Source organism: Mariniblastus fucicola, assembly GCF_008087665.1.
GTDB classification, from domain to species: Bacteria; Planctomycetota; Planctomycetia; order Pirellulales; family Pirellulaceae; genus Mariniblastus; species Mariniblastus fucicola.
Genome location: NZ_CP042912.1, coordinates 4,674,274 through 4,692,163, shown reverse-complemented (window position 1 = coordinate 4,692,163; position 17,890 = coordinate 4,674,274). Strand labels below are relative to the sequence as shown.

General features: G+C 54.7%; 14 protein-coding genes and 1 tRNA gene. 5 read left to right on the top strand and 10 right to left on the bottom strand.

Annotated features, from left to right (window positions below):
- Positions 1-43 precede the first annotated feature (43 nt).
- The 3 genes from MFFC18_RS17390 to MFFC18_RS17380 all read right to left on the bottom strand — a co-directional run bounded on the left by MFFC18_RS17390 (position 44) and on the right by MFFC18_RS17380 (position 5,044).
- Complete coding sequence (locus MFFC18_RS17390) at positions 44-1,636, bottom strand: MraY family glycosyltransferase (protein WP_075083080.1); 1,593 nt, start codon at positions 1,634-1,636, stop codon at positions 44-46.
- Positions 1,637-1,691: 55 nt separating this feature from the next.
- Entirely contained in the window at positions 1,692-4,391 is a 2,700-nt protein-coding gene (locus tag MFFC18_RS17385) for an O-antigen ligase family protein (protein WP_075083081.1), read from the bottom strand.
- Positions 4,392-4,483: 92 nt separating this feature from the next.
- Positions 4,484-5,044: a hypothetical protein gene (locus MFFC18_RS17380; RefSeq protein WP_075083082.1), complete on the bottom strand. Its 561-nt coding sequence runs from the start codon at positions 5,042-5,044 to the stop codon at positions 4,484-4,486.
- Positions 5,045-5,303: 259 nt separating this feature from the next.
- Here MFFC18_RS17380 and hemQ point away from each other — a divergent pair, with 259 nt between their 5' ends.
- The 4 genes from hemQ to MFFC18_RS17360 all read left to right on the top strand — a co-directional run bounded on the left by hemQ (position 5,304) and on the right by MFFC18_RS17360 (position 7,559).
- Positions 5,304-6,143: a hydrogen peroxide-dependent heme synthase gene (gene hemQ, locus MFFC18_RS17375; protein WP_075083083.1), complete on the top strand. Its 840-nt coding sequence runs from the start codon at positions 5,304-5,306 to the stop codon at positions 6,141-6,143.
- A gap of 353 nt (positions 6,144-6,496) precedes the next feature.
- Positions 6,497-6,736 carry a DUF2614 family zinc ribbon-containing protein gene (locus MFFC18_RS17370; protein ID WP_148618954.1) on the top strand — a complete coding sequence of 80 codons (240 nt, stop codon included), beginning with the start codon at positions 6,497-6,499 and terminating at the stop codon, positions 6,734-6,736.
- 114 nt (positions 6,737-6,850) lie between these two features.
- Positions 6,851-6,924 (top strand) — tRNA-Val (locus MFFC18_RS17365).
- Positions 6,925-6,986: 62 nt separating this feature from the next.
- Positions 6,987-7,559: a shikimate kinase gene (locus MFFC18_RS17360; RefSeq protein ID WP_075083085.1), complete on the top strand. Its 573-nt coding sequence runs from the start codon at positions 6,987-6,989 to the stop codon at positions 7,557-7,559.
- On the opposite strand, the gene MFFC18_RS17355 is transcribed toward MFFC18_RS17360, so the two are convergent.
- The 4 genes from MFFC18_RS17355 to MFFC18_RS17340 all read right to left on the bottom strand — a co-directional run bounded on the left by MFFC18_RS17355 (position 7,548) and on the right by MFFC18_RS17340 (position 11,881).
- Positions 7,548-8,375, bottom strand: coding sequence for a class I SAM-dependent methyltransferase (locus MFFC18_RS17355; RefSeq protein ID WP_075083086.1), 828 nt, complete (start codon positions 8,373-8,375; stop codon positions 7,548-7,550). The genes MFFC18_RS17360 and MFFC18_RS17355 overlap by 12 nt on opposite strands.
- Positions 8,376-8,395: 20 nt before the next feature.
- Complete coding sequence (locus MFFC18_RS17350; protein ID WP_075083087.1) at positions 8,396-10,075, bottom strand: ABC transporter permease; 1,680 nt, start codon at positions 10,073-10,075, stop codon at positions 8,396-8,398.
- 52 nt (positions 10,076-10,127) lie between these two features.
- Positions 10,128-10,472: a four helix bundle protein gene (locus MFFC18_RS17345; RefSeq protein WP_075083088.1), complete on the bottom strand. Its 345-nt coding sequence runs from the start codon at positions 10,470-10,472 to the stop codon at positions 10,128-10,130.
- Positions 10,473-10,666: 194 nt separating this feature from the next.
- Positions 10,667-11,881, bottom strand: coding sequence for an argininosuccinate synthase (locus MFFC18_RS17340; protein ID WP_075083116.1), 1,215 nt, complete (start codon positions 11,879-11,881; stop codon positions 10,667-10,669).
- A 73-nt stretch (positions 11,882-11,954) separates the two neighbouring features.
- On the opposite strand from MFFC18_RS17340, the gene MFFC18_RS17335 reads away from it, so the two are divergent.
- Positions 11,955-12,974: an NAD(P)H-hydrate dehydratase gene (locus tag MFFC18_RS17335; protein WP_084416903.1), complete on the top strand. Its 1,020-nt coding sequence runs from the start codon at positions 11,955-11,957 to the stop codon at positions 12,972-12,974.
- 390 nt (positions 12,975-13,364) lie between these two features.
- Here the strand turns inward: MFFC18_RS17335 and MFFC18_RS17330 are convergent, their stop codons facing one another.
- From MFFC18_RS17330 to MFFC18_RS17320, 3 genes are all read right to left on the bottom strand, one after another.
- The gene (locus MFFC18_RS17330) at positions 13,365-14,741 is read right to left on the bottom strand and encodes a multiheme c-type cytochrome (RefSeq protein ID WP_075083089.1); all 1,377 of its coding nucleotides are present in this window, start codon (positions 14,739-14,741) and stop codon (positions 13,365-13,367) included.
- A 533-nt stretch (positions 14,742-15,274) separates the two neighbouring features.
- The gene (locus MFFC18_RS17325; RefSeq protein ID WP_075083090.1) at positions 15,275-16,048 is read right to left on the bottom strand and encodes a hypothetical protein; all 774 of its coding nucleotides are present in this window, start codon (positions 16,046-16,048) and stop codon (positions 15,275-15,277) included.
- A 915-nt stretch (positions 16,049-16,963) separates the two neighbouring features.
- Entirely contained in the window at positions 16,964-17,329 is a 366-nt protein-coding gene (locus tag MFFC18_RS17320) for a GxxExxY protein (RefSeq protein ID WP_075083091.1), read from the bottom strand.
- Positions 17,330-17,890: the final 561 nt, after the last annotated feature.

Genomic DNA, 17,890 nt, shown 5'->3' with positions numbered 1-17,890 from the left:
CGCGATTGGAGCAAGCAAAAAGTCGCAACGCTACTGCCGTGCTCTACGTCTCACTGCTGTCAGAAAGTGCCGCTTCCAGTTTGTTGTTTGATTCCGGAGCGTCATCGAGGGGCGTTTCCTCGTCCAGCGACTCTTCGATCGCTCTGGTGATGTTGAGAATGTCGGCAATGATTTCATGATGAGAGCGAGAATCTTTGGAGCAGCTAAAGTCAATTTTTCCAAAGATGCGATCACGGAAAACAAGCGGAACGGATGAGCTCCAAACGTAATTCGATTCGCGGACTTTTTCTGTGCCCTGCATCTTGGCGTGGAAAGCCTCGTGTATCCAGGGAGCGTTCAGATCCATCGTCATATCAATGAAATTGTTCTGTTTTGCGTAGTCGCACAGGGCATTCCAGCAAGCCGTCCAGTCGCGATCCCCCTGAACGTGAAAGGTCGACTCCTTGATCTGTTTGGGTTGGGCGCTGTTCCTTCCGCCTCGTAACATTGATCGCCCCAGACCATAGGCTTTGCGACTGACGAGTTTGATCTCTGCAAACCCAAAAAGTCGTGCTCCAGCCATCATGATGATGACCAAGCCAATCGACGCCAACGCGATCTCCGAATCACGTTGTAGCAGTGCCATGACTCCGCCGACGGCCGTGATCAGACAAAACAGGGCAACCCAAACGAGGCTGGCAACCGGACTGTAGCCTTTCTCGAGGAGTGCGTGATGCAGATGACCGCGGTCGACCGAAAACACGCTGCGGCCTGTCAGTCGGCGGCGAATGATCGCAGCTCCGGTATCAATGAAAGGAATCGCCAACAGGGCGACCGGAGCCATAAACGCGAACAGAGAGCTTTGTTTGAAGGTGGACCGAATTGCCATCGCCGCCAGCAGGAATCCAATCAGCATGCTTCCCGCATCGCCCAAATAAACTTTGGCTGGCGGAAAGTTGAAAGTCAGAAACGCGATCAGAGCTCCCGTGATGGAAAACATGACCACCGAATCGATGCCTTTGCCCTGAAAGAGCATCATGACGCCCATGGAACCACTCATAATAATTCCGATCGTCGAAGCGATGCCATCGGCTCCGTCGAGCAGATTCACTGAATTAATTGCTGCCAGAATCCACATGTAAATCAGGATGCCAGCAAAGACTCCGAATTTGATTTCGAAACCGGCGAACTGAACGCCTTCAAACTGGTAGCCGAAAAGCATCAGAATCGTGGCGGCAATAAATTGACCGATCAGCTTGTGACGGCCACGAATTCCCTTCCAGTCGTCAAGGACGCCAACGCCCAGCAGAAACACCCCAGCGATCAACAAGCCAACAAGTTCCTTGAGATCCACCCGTCGAATGTGGCCGACAGAAGTCGTCGGAAGTTCCCATGGAAGAATCCCGTTGATCGCCTGGTCGCACGCCGTAAAGAATGTAGACGCCGAATGGCCAACGTAAAGCATAATCGGGATTACGATCGAAATTGCCGTGCAAACGCTGATGCCGCCGACAAGAGGAATGGCGGTTTGATGCAGTTTTCGCGTTTTGTCCGGATTGTCGACCAACCCAATCTTTTCGGCGATCGGCCAGTAAATTCTCACCATCAGCCACGTAAGTGCGGCGGAGAAAATCAGGCTGGCCAGAATCAGAGTCATAAGTTGACGTCAATAATAAATGGGAGGAGTTGGAGAGGCGGTTAAATTTAGTCTATCAGCCGTTTGGCGAATTGGCTTTTTGTTGTTCTCGTTTTTTCTCGATTTGCTTCAGCAAATTGCGAGATCGTTTCTTCAGCTGTTCGCTGTCTCCCATGCGGAGAATGTCGTTTAGTTTGGATTCCGCAGTTTCCAAATCCGACAGCATTGCATGGATTTGGGCGACGCGAAATTGGGTCTGGGAGTCGTGAGGCTTGGAGTCGAGGCAAGATTCAAACTGCTCGATCGCGTCGGCATATTGTTGCAGTTCAAAAAGAACCTCAGCTTTGATCAGGAGGTTATCCCGGTCAGAAGCCGACACCTCCTGCAACAACCCAAGTGCTCTCCTGAGCGCCAATTCCCGAGCCGGAGAGCTTGCCGACAGATGCCGCTTGGCCAATGAGTACAGCAATTCAGGGCGGTCTGGAACAACGTCTCTGGCGACCGCAATTTCGCTGATCGCAGAGACGTTTCGGTTGGCTCCGCCGAAAATGATCTGCATGACTTTGCGGAACTGTCGTGGCGACGTTTCGAGCAGATCTCTGAAGTGCCTCGTGGCCATCGCACTATTACCCGTTTGCAGATAGTAGAAACCGGCAAGATATTTCAAATCTGTCTTGTTAGGCGCGAGCATGATTGCCCGCTCCATGTCTTTCGATGCCGCAGCAGTCTTCCCGTTGATCGCATTGACTTGTCCAAGCAATAGATGTGTCTGAGATTCCATCGGATCGATCTTGCGGCTCTCAAGCAGGTATTGCTTGGCCCATGGAAGGTTCTCCATGATGAAATCCTCTCGTAAAAACTCAGCGGCGGAGAAGATCTGTCCGTCTTGTTGCAGAGCCCATGCGTTCTCATGCATCATGTCCAGCGAAGTACGTTGCCAGCGTTGCTTTGGTTCAGAAGCCTGGTCGTCACGCGACAATGATTCAAGCAATTGAAGGCGAGAACGGTGAATCAGCAACCTGGCCATGTAGTCAACACCCTCCCCAGACCGAGTGTGTTCGACCATCGGACGGAGTTGCTCAATCAAGCTGTCAACTTCTGGAAGCGTTGGGCTGTCGTAGGAAAACGAACGAACCGGGTGCTCGCCACGAACGACGGACTGAATCTGCCATTTGCGATAGAAGTCCAAAGCGAACATGGCAATCGCAGCAAACGTTACCAGCAAGAGAAGTTGGGCTATACCGTTCGGAGTCTCCAGTCTCAACCAGTTTTTCTTCTTCAGGCGAGACGAAAGTGACTGAGCGTGGTAAGCCACGAACCCGCAAAACAGGCTCATCAATAGCATGTTCGCCGGCATGTAAAGTCCGTAGTCGAAGAAGGACGCTACGCTTACGCTTACCGTCACGAAAAGGGATGCGACTCCAATACCAATCGTCGACGCCGAAGCGCCTTTTGCCAACAGGAACAGGCTGTAGTACAGCATCAGCAGCCACGAAATCGTTAATAACGTCAGACCCGGCCAACCCAATTCAACGATCGCCTGATAATACTGGTTCTCTGCATAGCGAAAGACGACTTGAGTATGGCCGCTGTTGTAAATTCGATGCACTTCGTCGTAGGCTCCGACGCCCGAGCCAAGTAGTCCGAACTCTCTCGTGGCGGGCCATGTATCTTTCCAGTGCTGGAGTCGCTGGTCTGTCTGAGACAGCACTTCGACCGTCTCAATCCGTTCCATCCTGTGCATTAGCTGGTCGCCCATCCCCAACCAAAACGCAATCAGGATTGCGACTCCGCAAGCCGGAATGAAAATAAAGGCGGAGAATGTCGGACGACGAATCAGTCCGTAGGCCAGCAACGTGACTCCGGCTCCAATCAGCCACGCCAGCACGCCGCCGCGCGACAGGGACCCAATCAGTCCCACGGAAATAACGATCGGGCACATAACGGCCGCCAGTTTTGTCGCATCAAGATCGGCGACGAAGCGAAGTACATGACTGTTGAACTGTGTCCAAAATGGGAGGTCTTTGGTGCCCAGCGGTTTGGGGCCGCGTTGAGGACGTGTCATCAGGATCGTCAGTAACCCAAGCGACGCGCCGAGACAGATCAACAGATATCCTGCCGCGTTGTTGCGGTTCACGTAAGGCCCGAATGGCTGGCCGCCGCCAAGAAGTTCAACGGTCCAGAAAATTCGGTTCGGCTCTTTGGTCGTCAGTGCCTGCATCAGGCCGAATAGCGATATCGCAACGCCGCTAACGGTGACGACAGTCAGGAACAGTTTGATGTGACTGGTGCTGCGAAAGTATCGACATCCCAGGCAGAGCGCAGCAAAGGCGATTGCCAGCAGTCCGAGTTGATCCCAAGTGTCAGAAGTGCTCATGGAGATCGACGGAGACGTCGCCGCGCTTCCGGTCAGCATCGGATAGAGTTCCTTTTGCCGACCCAGCAGCCAGTCCGCGGACTCGCCCAGCGGAATGATCTGCACCAACGTCAGCACGATTCCGAAAAACAGCGGCACCAACAGGTACGGCAAGATCAACGACCGACGCTCGCTCACTCCGGACTCAAACCAGAGAAATCCGATTCCGACCAGACAGCATATCGCCATCAGGAACTGCGCGGAAAAGTAAATTGATCCGTAGAGCCATGGGGAGACCAGCAGCGCCACAAGAATGCAGATTCTCCCGGGCCATTCAAACTTCTGCCGGATGTCGGCGGTCGAAGTCTGATTGCGACTGTCCAGAGTCGCCCCGAGGGTCATGTTGTCGGTTTGATTCATGCTGCGCTGATGGCAAATTCTGGATGATGGAAACCGACTATCCTAAATTTGTGGGCAACAAGTGTAAACACGAACATCGGGCGCCCGGACGCTTACTCGTGCATCCCGTGGCGTCGGTGAGAGTGCGTGTAAAGGAAAATTATGGCACCGCTGGCCAACAGGCTCCACGGCATCCACTCACGAATCTGAATCTTCTGAACTGGAGTCTTTGGCTTGGAAGCAACCGTCATTGGTTCGCTCGTTCGGTAACCTGCCAGTTGAGCATTGGGAGCCGACTGGTTCTGGTACCCGGAAAATATGGGAGAATTTCCGGTCTGAGCCGATCCAACTCGTCCTCCGCCGTAGCCGGTTCCATAGGCCGGGCCGGCGAATCTGGAGGGCCCGAATCGGGAGCCCGTGTTTGTGCCCCAAGTCTGATTCGCGGGCGCCGATTGAGTTTGTGGCTGTCCGGCCCAGTTCGGAGCGTTGGTTTGAGCAATCGATTGCTGAACCGGTTGGTTGTTTGCCGCTCCGGGTTTTTCGTCAGAGAGGATTTTCTTGACGAGCTTTTGCAGCTTCGTGTTCTTAGGCACCAGAACGTGGTCCAGAACGAGCGCTTGCAGTCCCAGTGCGAACAGGCCAATGCCGACGGAATAGAAAAGGGATCGCCACATACTGAAAACTCCAGGGGTTCAGCGAGCAATCCTTTGCATGCTGTGAGAAAAAAGTGTCGTTTCGGAAATCGGCAGTTCGAGGCGGCGTCCTTGAGACGTCTGTCGGTTAGCCAGAATCTTCGATCAATTTGAGCTTTCAATTTGTCGATTGTGACGCTTTTGCAGAGTCAAATCAGCGCGGTGCCTTGCCATGGCTTTTGAAAGAAAGGAAACTTCAGCCAATAACGGGCTGTGAACTTGAAACGAAAGAACGATCCAAATGCATTCGACCGCCGCTGACCTCGGGCTGACCACGGAGCAGCTTACTCCGAAAGACGGTTTTCACTGTGGGCACTTTTTCTATCGCTTCGATCGCGCGAAACTGGCTCAGTTGGACGTTCTCGATCCTGCCGGGTTTGAGCAGGTACTGGCTCCCGAAGGAGACGCAGCGCCGGCGCGGATCCAGCTGGGAGTTGTCTCGGGCCACAAAGCGGATTTCTCGTTGATGGTGATGGATCCGGATCCCATCAAAGTCGAATCGATCAACCAGCAGTTACTCGCCACGAAGCTTGGCCAGGCGATCGTTCCGGCCTGGTCTTATGTTTCGCTAAGCGAAATTTCTGAGTACGTCCAGTCTGTGGATCAGTATCGGGAGCGTCTGATTCGGTCTGGTGAAGATCCTCAGGGAACGGCGATCGAGACGAAGGTTGATGCGTATGCGAAACGTCTGGTGAAGATGAACCATGATCGCCTGAAGCCGAACTTTCCGATTGAGGGTTATCCGGCAAGCTGCTTTTATCCGATGAACAAGTGGCGTTATCCGGGCGCGAATTGGTTTTCGCTTTCTTCGTCGGAGCGTAACAAGTTGATGTCAGAGCATGCTCGCAGTGGAATGAAGTTCGCCGGCAAGGTCAAGCAGCTGATCACCGTCGGCGTTGGGCTGGATGACTGGGAGTGGGGAGTGACGCTATGGGCCACCAATCCGTTGCATCTGAAGCAAATTGTCTACGACATGCGTTTCGATGAAGCCAGCGCGAAGTATGCGGAGTTCGGCCCTTTCTACACGAGCTATCAAGCGACTCCGAACCAGATCCTGAAGACCTGCCAAATACTTGGGTGAGCATTTTGCGAAGGCGTGCGGATCAGCAGTAAGCAAGTCTGGCTTGGGCTTGCTCGCCGTCGGGCGTTCGCCGTTCGCCGTTTGTAGTTTCGTCTCTGTGCCTGATGCCGTTCAGTCTGTCGGTTATGGGCTGTCGGTTTGGCTATCGCAATTTGCGAACTCCAATGTCGGCGCGGCGAGGTTTTGATTTGCGTGATGCTAGCCCGTCCCATTATTCAAACCTGTGACAGACTTGTTTGTCATCTACTGCCGCCAATCTGCCGCCGCCAATTTGCTGCCGTCAATCCGTTGCCGTTGAAACTCCCCTTGGTCCACCTGACTCGAATCCACTAAGTTGATGTTGGGAGAATGCCATGAACCATCTTTTCGTTACCAGTTGCTGCCCGAACTGCGACCGCACCAGCCAGTTCCCTATCGAAGTTCTCGGCCGAAGGTCCGCCTGTCGTCACTGTGCCCATCCGTTCACGGTCCGGGATTCGGACAGCGAGCCGGCCGGAGAATCGGACTCGATGGTGTGGTGGTTGAAGTTCACAGAAGCGGGTTCGAAGATGTCTCCGCAGTTCGAGTTGCCCGAGAAGTCGTTGCCTCGGTAGCTGCAGAACGCAGGAATCCGGATTTTCTTCAAAGTATGCTCTCGGAAATGCCGATCTTTTGTCCGACACCGATTGAAATTTGGCAACAAGTCAGTATTCTTGTTCGGATTGATCGGGCGCATAGCTCAGTTGGCTAGAGCACTTCGTTTACACCGAAGGGGTCAGGGGTTCGAGTCCCTTTGCGCCCACTAACAAAGCACTTTCAGGCATTTGATGTCTGGCAGTGCTTTTTTTATGGGATTCGTGAGCCATGACCGCGTCGCGTCAATTAACGCTGGCTGATCTCCAACGCATCAACCTCGTCGGAACCAGCGGCTGCGGAAAATCAACTTTCGGCAAACAGCTGGCCGCGATTCTCGACTCTCCCTACGTCGAAATGGACTCGCTCTATCACGAGCCGAATTGGACCGAGGCCGAGCCGGAAGTTTTTCGAGAGCGACTTGCTGACGCGATCGCCGGTCCTCGCTGGGTGCTTGATGGAAACTATCACAGCAAAACGTTTGATCTCAAATGGTCCCGAGCCACGATGATCGTCTGGCTGGACATGCCGTTTTCGATCAACATGTACCGCGCCGTCTGTCGGGCGGTGAATCGATCGTGGACTCAAAAAGAGCTGTGGCCAGGAACCGGGAACCGCGAGTCGTTTCGCCAGACTTTCTTCAGCAAAGATTCGATGATTCTGTGGACGGCCATGTCGTACCGCCGGCTGAAGAAACGATACTCTGCCCTCAAAAGCAATCCACCCGCCGGAGTCCACTTCGTGAGGTTGCGAAATCCATCCGAAGTCGCAAACCTGTTGGATCAAGTCCGCCTACTTGTTTGAGCCTGCGGCTTCGTCCTGAGGTTCGGCACCGGTCGCGTCGCCCTGGGCCCTATCCCAGGCTTCGTCTTTCCCGAAAAACATCATGTGTTGCCACGGGAGTTTGTCGTACTCTTTGACCAGCTTGAATCCGTTTGCCGTTAGCTCCTTGTTGACCTGTGCTTTGGTCATCTTGTGAAGCAGTTTGATCGGCACATCCGGGTCTTCCTTGCGGTATTCCAAAAACACCGCCAGCCCATCCGGCTTGAGGCTCTTTCGCATCGCGGCCAGCATCTGTTCGGGGTGCGAGAACTCGTGGTACACGTCAACCAACAGAATCAAGTCCACCATGTTTTCCGGCAAGTGCGGATTGTGGTACGAGCCCAGAATGGGAATGATGTTCTCAACGCCCTGCTCTTCCATGCGATTGCGCAACAGCGACAGCATTTCAGGCTGCACGTCCACGCCAACGACGTAGCCTTTTTTCCCGGTCAGCTGCGCCATCTGCAACGAGTAGTACCCGTTGCCGCAGCCCATATCGCAAATCGTCATCCCGCGTTTGATTCCCAGATTCGCCAGCATCAACGAGCAACGTTCTTCACGTTCCCGCTCATCGCGAATCAGCCAGTCGGCTCCCTGATGTCCCATCGTCTGGGCGACCCGGCGACCCATGTAAACATCAACCCCTGGCGGGATTTTGTCAGCAGCGGTTTCCGTATCGCCTGCCTTTTCACCGGTCGTATCGGAAAACGGGTCGGGCGTCTGCTGAGCATTCGACGTCGGAGCAAACAGAAGACTGCCTGCGAACATCAACAGCAAAACGAATCCGGGCTTCTTCATGTCGGCTCCAATTAAACGGGTCAGTTTCCGGACGACGAAACTCGCCACCTCGAATTGAACATCCAGACCATCAAGCCAAGCAGTACCGCGTTGAACAGAACAGTGAAACCAACGTAGCCACCGAAATGAGCCAGGTCACTGAGTCGATATCGCAGAAAACCGGGCTCCTTGGAACCGCGCGGACTCCAGTCGATCGTCATGTTGTGAAAGTCATCGACGTACAGCGGCATCGCGAACGAGGCCGCAAACGGACTGGTGACTGTTGACGCGTAAACCGCCGGCGTGGCTGGTGCGTCCGGGAAATATTCGTAAGCAAAATAGCTGGTCGCCAATGGCGTCAAGTATAGAAACAGAATGATCGAGTAAGTCGCGATCAGCGAGGTAATCGTTTTCCCGAACACGGTCGAACAAAACAGCCCCAGCACCGAAGTCGTCAGGCAGGTCAGGCAAAAGATGATCAGATAGGCAATCATGGTCGGCAAGTTGGACAAGTACTCGGGCACCAACGGGATCGCCAACAGTAGCGGCCAAAGCAAAAAACACGACAGCACGCTCGAAACTCGCAGACTCGAGAGCAGTTTGCCCCACAGGATTTCCCACGGCGTAATCACGGTCGTTAGCAACAGATCCAGAGTCTGTCGTTCGCGTTCGCTGGTGACGCTTCCCGCAGAAAACACCGGTCCGATCAAAATGTTGAACAGGATCACATACGAGATGTACCACGGCGCGAGGTCTTTGCAGATGTACAGAAAGATCGCCATCATCGGGATCGCCAGCAGCATGCTGATCTGAATCGCCAGACGCAACATCAAAGTGCCTTGCCCGAAAATCTCACTCCGCATCTCTTTGTCGTAAACCGGATTCGTGCCGTCCTTCATCAGCGTCTCACGCTTCGGCGGCGCGAACAGGCGATCCGGGAACTGATCGCGTTGAATCACCAAGCCGATCGCTTCTTCGGCCTCCTGATCCGGATCGATGACCTCTTTCCCCTCGCTACCCATGTCTCGCGGGTACAGCATGCGGGCACTGACGATGTAGAAAAGGAAAATCACGATCGCCGCGGCCAGCCCGGGGATGACCGTGATCGCAAGATTGAAACGCGTTGTGCCGAAATTGCTTAGCGATTGCCAAAACAGGACTCCAGCGATCGCCAACGGCAGAATCACCAGATAGGAAACGACCAGCGACGAACTGTTGCGTGAAAAGAAACTACCGCAAGCCACGCTGATCATGCCGAACGTGATCACGGCGCATATCAAGGCCACGTAAGCCGCAATGACTTCGTAAAACGAGACGCCTCCCAGCGGCAAGCACAGCATGACGATTGGCAGGGAAGCAAAAATCAGAATCGCCAGATGCGTCAGCGCTGCGACCAGTTTCCCCATCACGATCGACTGCGGAACAATCGGGCTGGCCAGCAGCATTTCGTAAGTCTTCCGCTCTTTCTCGCCGGAAATCGCGGTCGACGCAAAGCTGGGCGCCATCAGCGACGCCAGCAGGTATTGCCCGAGGAAGACCATGTCGACGAGGTTGCCGACCGAGTTGTTGCTGTCCGTCATGTCGATGCGGACATCTTCTTTGGGCCACGCGAAGTAGACCACTGCTGCCAGCACCGCCTGGTAGATCAGCAGCAACCAGAACGCACGCGGCATCCGCAAGTTGACGAGCAGTTCGCGTTGAAGGACGGGGTTTTCGAGCATCCGGTTTTCGGTTTACGGTTTACGGTTTTCGGTGTGTATGGTCCGACGCGATCTATGATAGCGACTTTATCAAGCCGGTGAGCATCTTCGAGATACCTTTTGACTCATGGATCAGCGATTCGAAATCTTCTTCATTGATTAGTCCAATTCGCTTCGCAATGTAAATTTGTGTACGAGCTTCCGCCGCAGAGCCTGCTGCAATGCGTAAGAAACGAATGAAGTCCTTGCCGCCACGTTCGCTTCCTTCGGCAATATTCGATGCGATGGAAACAGACGCACGCTCCAGCTGGCTTTTCAATCCCCAGTCCTGCCAATTGCGAGTCTGTTCATAGACCGATACGGCAAGTTGGCAGGCTCGTTTCCAAACATCCAAATCTTCAAACGATCGATACGCCATTATCCGGACTCTGCCGCCTTTAACCACACACCTAAAACCGAAAACCGATGGGTTCAACGCTCCCAATTGTAACGCCGTCGCCAAGTCGATGGTCACTGGAATGAGCCCGCTGAGTCAGGGGTCTGTAACTTGCGTTAACTTTTTTAGGCATGCATCCGCTTGCGACCACACACCGAAAACCTCACACCGAAAACCTAATACTCTCTCGGATTCACCTTCGCCTGGACCCTCCCCGGCAACCCCTGAATCCTCAAGAACCCTTCCGCATCATCCTGGTTATACGACCCGCCGCCTTCCATCGTGGCGATGTCTTCGTCGTACAGACTGTTCGGACTGGTGCGGTTGGAAACCATCATGTTGCCCTTGTACAGCTCCATGGTCACGCTGCCGGTGACGACTTTCTGAGCCTCCTTGTTGAACGCCAGCAAGGCATCGAACTTTGGACAGAACCAGAAACCGTAATACACCATCTCGGCGACTTCCGGAGCCAGTCGATCGCGAAGGTGCATCAAATCCCGATCCATCGCCAACTGCTCGATATAGCGATGTGCCTCGTACAGCACCGTCATCCCGGGCGACTCATACACGCCGCGGCTCTTCATGCCCACGAAACGGTTTTCCACCATGTCGATGCGGCCCACCCCGTTGCGGCCTCCGATCTCGTTCAGCTTTTCAACAACGCCAAGCGCCGAAAGCTTCTCGCCGTTAACCGAAACCGGGACGCCCGATTCGAAATCGATTGTGACCGATTCTGATTCGTCCGGAGCCTCCTGAGGCGACACGCCCATCCCGAAGTCCACCAAATCGACGCCGTTGACGTCCAAACGCTCCAGCTCGCCGGCTTCATAGCTGATGTGCAAACAGTTTTCATCGCTGCTGTACGGCTTGGCCTTCGACGCCTTGACCGGAATGCCGCGATCTTCGCAATACTTGATCAGCTCCGTACGTCCCGGGAACATGTCGCGGAATTTCTGGATCCGCCACGGCGCAATCATCGTGATTCCGGACTCAAGAGCCTCAGCCGCCAACTGGAAACGGCACTGGTCATTGCCCTTGCCGGTCGCGCCGTGCGCGTACGCTGTCGCTCCGACCTCTTTGGCGACTTGCAGCATCACTTTCGAGATCAATGGGCGAGCAATCGAAGTCCCCAACAAGTACGGCCCTTCGTATTTTGCCTGCCACTGCATCACGGGAAACGCGTAATCGCGGCACAATTCTTCACGAACGTCGACGATGCGAGCCGACGCCGCGCCGGCATTGTTGGCTTTATCGAGCACCTGTTGGCGGTCTTCGCCGGGCTGGCCAAGATCAACGTAGACGGCGTGGACTTCGTAGCCTTCGTCCATCAACCAGCCAAGAATGACGGACGTATCGAGTCCGCCAGAATATGCCAAAACGCAACTGCTCATTATCGCTTCCGTTGAAGAGGTTTCTGTAAGATATTTAGAAGCTCGCATTGTAACCGAAATCGGAACCGCCCACATGAAACGTCACCAATTCGAACAACACGCACGCCACTTTCGTTCCGGCCGCATCAGCCTCAATCAGCTGATTGATCTGGTGTTCGGCGACGGTAAAGAAGTCGTCGTGCTCGAGACCCTGTCCGAAGACGACATCGTGGTCGCGTCGGTGGCCAGCGAGGTTGGCATCCCGGCGTTGAAACCGCGGCCCGACGATGCTCACAAAGGAGACTTTGGTCGCGTACTGTTGGTTGGCGGTTCGCGAGGCATGGCCGGAGCGATTTCGTTGGCTGCCATGTCGGCGCTGCGCAGCGGCAGCGGTCTGGTTACCGCGGCGGTTCCCGAGACCATTGCCGAAGTCGTCGCCGGATTCGATCCGTGCGTGATGACGGTGCCCTGCCGTGACAGCGATGGGCATTTCTCGTCAGTCCCGGAGGACTTGAAGCAGCAGTTAAAAGTCGCCGATGTCGTCGCGATCGGTCCAGGGATGGGGCGCGAAGTCGATCGGTATTTCCTGCAAGCGATCCTCGAATTGTCGCAACCGATCGTTATCGATGCCGACGCAATCCATCTGCTGGCCGAAACCCATTCGATGATCAAGAACCGAAAGTCAGCCACGGTGTTGACGCCTCATCCGGGAGAGTTTTCCAATCTCGCGAACACCGAGTTTTCGAAACGCGGCGAGATGGAAGCCGCGGCGGTCAAGTTCGCTGCGGATCAGGGCTGCATCATTGTGCTCAAGGGGCACAGGACGCTGGTGACCGATGGCTCGCGGGAGTACCGCAACGACACGGGCAACGCGGGGATGGCGACCGGCGGAAGCGGCGATGTGCTGACCGGCGTTGTTACGTCGCTGATCGGCCAAGGCTATGACGCTTTCGATGCCGCCGTGATGGCGGTCCACATTCACGGTCGCGCGGGAGATTTCGCGGCAGAGAAGTATGGCCAGGCGTCGATGGTCGCCAGCAACATTGTGGACTCGCTCGCCGCCGCGTTCAAGTCTCACGTCGCGGTCGGTGCCGAAGTGCGAATCGGTTTCTAGCGACGGCCGCAATACAAAGCACCCAATACAAGCCCGAAGCGCCAGCGAGTGGTTCATCTGCCAACCGCAACTTCCGCGTGCTCCAGCGAGTGATTCATCTGCCAACCGCAACTTCTGCGTGTGCCAGCCAGTGGTTCATCTGCCAGCCGCAACTTCCGAGAGATTCACCACACGTCCGCAACTTCCACATACGCCACCGAATGATTCACCACACGTCCGTCCCTGCGGCAACGTCCGCGAGCCCGTTGGCTCACTCACCCGGCGTCCATTGCATTCGAACCCATCGTTCGTAGTCCTGCCTTCAGGCGGAAACCACACGTCTTCCGGCTAAAGCCGGTACTACCAACGTCCAAATGCACCTATCGCGACTGCAGCAACCACGCGTCGTGCCTACTTCCTGGCCTCGGCTCCCTCCGCCGCCCACGCTTCCAACACCTTGTTCGTCGCGTCCGCATCGATGCGAATGAAGTGATCTCTGATCTCAGGGAAAATCGAAGCCGAAGTGGTCTCGAACTTCAGATTCGTATCATCCTTTTTCGGCATGTGGCAATCAATGCAATTCGACTCGATGCGAGCCCCATGTTCGGGGAACTTTCCGCAATCACTCGACTCATGACACTTCATGCAACGACTGGAAAACAGCTCCAACCGCCCATGCTCGTCCTGATGCGGATTGTGACACGTCGCACAACTCATCGTGTCCGACTCCGTATAGCACGTGCTCTTGGTCATCCGGGGATACTGGTTCGCCGTATGCACGCTGCCAACCACGCCGGGATTCAGCTTGAACTTCTTGTAATCGTGAATCGAATCTCCGGGTCGAAAGTTGAACGTCGAATTCAACGTCTTGCTCTCCCCCGAATGACACTGAGCACAAATGTCATTCAAACGCTCGCGCGGAAGGTCGTTGGGATGCACGATGAACTTTGATTCCGCCGCCTCAGGATTCGCGCGGTGAAACTTCACATGCGATTCAGCCGGCCCGTGGCATCGTTCACAAGTCACCCCCAGGATCATGTTCTTCGGATTCGCAACATTCACACTTTCGGAATCGAACTCAACCATCGTCGCATGGCAGCTCATGCAACCGTCCTGAATCGGTCGGGCGAAATTCGCCAGTCCGTCGGGGTAGTTGGGGCTGTTCACCCAGCCACCCTTCGACAGCCACGAAATCGGCAACTGATACAACGAATTCTCTTGCCAGTACAGATAGGTCTGACCGACGTTTCCGGAACCGGTCACGATGTCGAAGCGGCACGAGTGTTCGTAAGTGCTGCCGTTTTTGTCGATCAGCAGCTTTTGAAAGTGTTGGCCTTCTTCGTTGGTCAGCTGATAACGGAATCCATTGCGTTTCGTGTTCAGCACGTTCTCGTTGTCGGCGAAGGATCCGCGAATCGAACTCCCGTCCGCCAACGCGGATGTTTTATAGTGAGCCGTCTGGACGAAGCCATCGTAATAGTCCGCGTGGCACTCCTTGCAGGTTTCCGGTCCTACAAACCCGGCTTGAAAAATGAAGTTTGGCTCACGCGACGGCGATTGCGACCGCAGATCCAGTTCGGCCTGCTTCGGCAGAATCGCCATCCCCTGCCCGGCTTCGGAGCTCTGCAGGCGTTGCACCATGTCGCTGTTGTAGTAGACCTCCGGATCGACATACGCCACCACATCGCGAAGACTCTCAACGGAATTTTCGTTCGGGGACGGAATCAGAAAGCACGCTGCAATCGCACCGACCACGACGATCGCAACCAAGGCAACTTTAAACTTCATTCGCGTCCCTCCTGGCGACCCGGGTTCGCAAGCCGCTCGCCCTGCCTGCTCAGTGTCCTGATGCACGGTGCTCTTTTAAACTGACTGCCGAACGAATCCGCGATTCCGCAAAGTACATTGCACTACGAAAATTCTGGCACCAATAATCTGGGTCTATCGTACCCGAACGCCACGCTGGGTGCATGGGGATTCGATCAAATCAGATCGGCTATGCGACTTTTCCCGGCCGGTCTGGCATCACAATGCTGCGTTTTCCCCGAAGATGAAGGGGCTAAGCGGACGACGTGCCAGTCCATCGCAATCAGGAACGCGTGGCGCGGGCGAATCGAACATCAGCCGCGGACTTTCGTCGTCGCGTTTGGCGGATGACACGCGCCGATGACTCGCGGCGATAGCTTGCGTTCGAAAGTCAGCGTCGGGCAATGTGAGCGGCACGGCGCTAGCCGCCGGTCCGTTGCGCTTTTACCGGCTAACGCCTTTCCGCTGATGTTTCGCCGCGTTGACGACATGAAAGTCAATTTGTCAAACAGCGCCTAGGGCGAGATGTATCGCAGCAAGTTTCGCAGTGGCTGGCCGTCAACGTAAGCCGTCGGCTGTCCGATGATTCCCTGGCCAAGATAAGTCCCGGCGGGCATGTTGCGGAAGTTCAGCAGTGGCGTGTAGTAACCTGATCCGCTGACAAACGGAGTCCACCAGTTGCCTCCGGTTTGGTTGAACTGCGGCACGCCGATTCCGGCTTGAAGCGGATAGCCAGGCTGAGCACCGGCGTAGCCTGGAGCCGCGTATCCGGCTTGCGGTTGAAACGCTTGTTGCGGAGCCTGATAGCCGTTGTAGTTGCCGAAGTTCTGCGGCGGGTATTGCAAGTTCTGTGGCGGAGCGGAAACTCCGTTGCAGTTGCATTGTGCCAGCCGATTGTTCTGTGGAAAGTTCAGTTGCGGAGGCTGGTTTGCGGCCTGTCGGTAGGCGGTGACCTGTTTGTCGTCGCGATCGGGATAGTCATACTTTTCCCGGTTCCCATCGTCGCGTCGGTCGGCAGTTTCGCGGTCTAAGCTGCTTCGGTCAAAGCTGCTACGATCAGGCGTTGATTTATCGATCGAAGGATTCCCGGGGGCTCTGGCGATCCGCACCATTCGCTTCCCACCAACCGATTCGCTGATCACCCGTCCGCCGCTTTTCGTTGGCGACGACGATCGAACGTACTCTTGCCTGGTATCGTTGCCGTTGTATTGAGCGAAGGCGTTGGCTGTTGAAACGAGTGTGCAGCAACAGACCATCAGGGCGAGGAACAAACGTGAGTTGTCGATCATGAGGACTTCTTTCGGTAGGCGTAGTATCGAACCGACATATAGCAAATCCCCGCCCCCCCAAACAGCCAGAAGTTTGCTAGCGAAGCGGTGTCAGTGACGGCAATTGCGTAGCGACGGTCGAACGGCGAGTTGGGTTGGGAACACTAATCTTCACTGATCAACACTAATCCCGCACCGGACCCAAACCGCCTGTCGGCATCATGGAATTAGTGCAGATTAGAGTCGATTAGTGTTCCCTCCTTCCGCCTGGATCGCGGTCGTTATCGCAAACCACTCATCTTCACTGATCAACACTAATCCCGAGCCGTACTGCCGCCTGTCCGCACCATGTAATTAGTGCAGATTAGAGTCGATTAGTGTTCCGTCCGTCCGCATGGATCGCGGTCGTGATCGCAAACCACTAATCTTCACTGATCAACACTAATCCCGTACCGGGCTGCCGCATGTCTGCATCATGGAATTAGTGCAGATTAGAGTCGATTAGTGTTCCCTCCTTCCGCCTGGATCGCGGTCGTTATCGCAAACCACTAATCTTCACTGATCAACACTAATCCCGCACCGGACTGCCGCCTGTCTGCATCATGGAATTAGTGCAGATTAGAGTCGATTAGTGTTCCCTCCGTCTGCCAGGATCGCGATCGTTATCGCAAACCACTAATCTTCACTGATCAACACTAATCCCGCACCGTACTGCCGCCTGTCCGCATCATGGAGTTAGTGCAGATTAGAGTCGATTAGTGTTCCTTCCGTCCGCCTGAATCGCTGTCGTGATGTCGGAACACTCATCCTCACTGATCAACACTAATCCCGCACCGGACTGCCGCCTGTCTGCATCATGGAATTAGTGCAGATTAGAGTCGATTAGTGTTCCCTCCGTCCGCCTGGATCGTTCGCGCTCATCGTCACAAATCGATTTCAAAGAGCGAACCGTTTCCACTCCAGTTCCTTTGCTGCGCCGTAGTTGATCAGATATCCAATTTTCTTTTCGCTGATCCGCAGGTAGTTGAACAGTTGAGCTTCATGCTCAGCCGCGATCGCCTTCACTGCTTTCAGTTCAACAACGATTTCATCAAAGACGAGTAAGTCTGGGCGATAGACCGTGGTGAGGGGGAGTTCTTTGTAAGTGACTTGCAGATCAGCTTTGCTTTGGAACGGGATGTTTCGCAATCCGAGTTCGATCTCAAGGCTCTGCTGATAAATCTCTTCAGCCATCCCAAAGCCTTGCACGTTGTAGACCTCAAACGCCGCACCCATCAAGTCGTAGCCTTCTTGCTTCAGCATGTTTTGTCCTGCTTGGGGTTGGGGAACCTGATCCTGACAATTGACACTAATTTTGGAACGAACAAAAGCCGCACGCGCTATGATGTATTAGTGCAGATTAGAGTCGATTAGTGTTCCCTCCGTCCGCCTGGATCGCGGTCGTGATGGCGGAACAATCAACACTAATCCCAACCGGACGTTGGCCGCATGTCCCGATCGCGCATTAGTGTAGATTAGAGTCGATTAGTGTTCCTTCCGTCCGCCTGGATCGCGGTCGTGATCGCAAACCACTCATCTTCACTGATCAACACTAATCCGGACCGGACTGCCGCCTGTCCCGATCGTGCATTAGTGCAGATTAGAGTGGATTAGTGTTCCTTCCGTCCGCTGGGTTTTGTTCGTGATGTCAGAACACTCATCCTCACTGATCAACACTAATCCGGACCGAACTGCCGCATGCCCCGATCGTGCATTAGTGCAGATTAGAGCGGATTAGTGTTCCCTCCGTCCGCCTGGATCGCGGTCGTGATGGCGGAACACTAATCTTCACTAATCGACACTAATCTGGAACTGAATGTGTTC

What these genes read in the sequence shown, in the direction of transcription:
- MFFC18_RS17390 (WP_075083080.1), bottom strand. Translation starts at nt 1,636, where the DNA reads ATGACTCTGATTCTGGCCAGCCTGATTTTCTCCGCCGCACTTACGTGG.
- MFFC18_RS17385 (WP_075083081.1), bottom strand. Translation starts at nt 4,391, where the DNA reads ATGAATCAAACCGACAACATGACCCTCGGGGCGACTCTGGACAGTCGC.
- MFFC18_RS17380 (WP_075083082.1), bottom strand. Translation starts at nt 5,044, where the DNA reads ATGTGGCGATCCCTTTTCTATTCCGTCGGCATTGGCCTGTTCGCACTG.
- hemQ (WP_075083083.1), top strand. Translation starts at nt 5,304, where the DNA reads ATGCATTCGACCGCCGCTGACCTCGGGCTGACCACGGAGCAGCTTACT.
- MFFC18_RS17370 (WP_148618954.1), top strand. Translation starts at nt 6,497, where the DNA reads ATGAACCATCTTTTCGTTACCAGTTGCTGCCCGAACTGCGACCGCACC.
- MFFC18_RS17360 (WP_075083085.1), top strand. Translation starts at nt 6,987, where the DNA reads ATGACCGCGTCGCGTCAATTAACGCTGGCTGATCTCCAACGCATCAAC.
- MFFC18_RS17355 (WP_075083086.1), bottom strand. Translation starts at nt 8,375, where the DNA reads ATGAAGAAGCCCGGATTCGTTTTGCTGTTGATGTTCGCAGGCAGTCTT.
- MFFC18_RS17350 (WP_075083087.1), bottom strand. Translation starts at nt 10,075, where the DNA reads ATGCTCGAAAACCCCGTCCTTCAACGCGAACTGCTCGTCAACTTGCGG.
- MFFC18_RS17345 (WP_075083088.1), bottom strand. Translation starts at nt 10,472, where the DNA reads ATGGCGTATCGATCGTTTGAAGATTTGGATGTTTGGAAACGAGCCTGC.
- MFFC18_RS17340 (WP_075083116.1), bottom strand. Translation starts at nt 11,881, where the DNA reads ATGAGCAGTTGCGTTTTGGCATATTCTGGCGGACTCGATACGTCCGTC.
- MFFC18_RS17335 (WP_084416903.1), top strand. Translation starts at nt 11,955, where the DNA reads ATGAAACGTCACCAATTCGAACAACACGCACGCCACTTTCGTTCCGGC.
- MFFC18_RS17330 (WP_075083089.1), bottom strand. Translation starts at nt 14,741, where the DNA reads ATGAAGTTTAAAGTTGCCTTGGTTGCGATCGTCGTGGTCGGTGCGATT.
- MFFC18_RS17325 (WP_075083090.1), bottom strand. Translation starts at nt 16,048, where the DNA reads ATGATCGACAACTCACGTTTGTTCCTCGCCCTGATGGTCTGTTGCTGC.
- MFFC18_RS17320 (WP_075083091.1), bottom strand. Translation starts at nt 17,329, where the DNA reads ATGCTGAAGCAAGAAGGCTACGACTTGATGGGTGCGGCGTTTGAGGTC.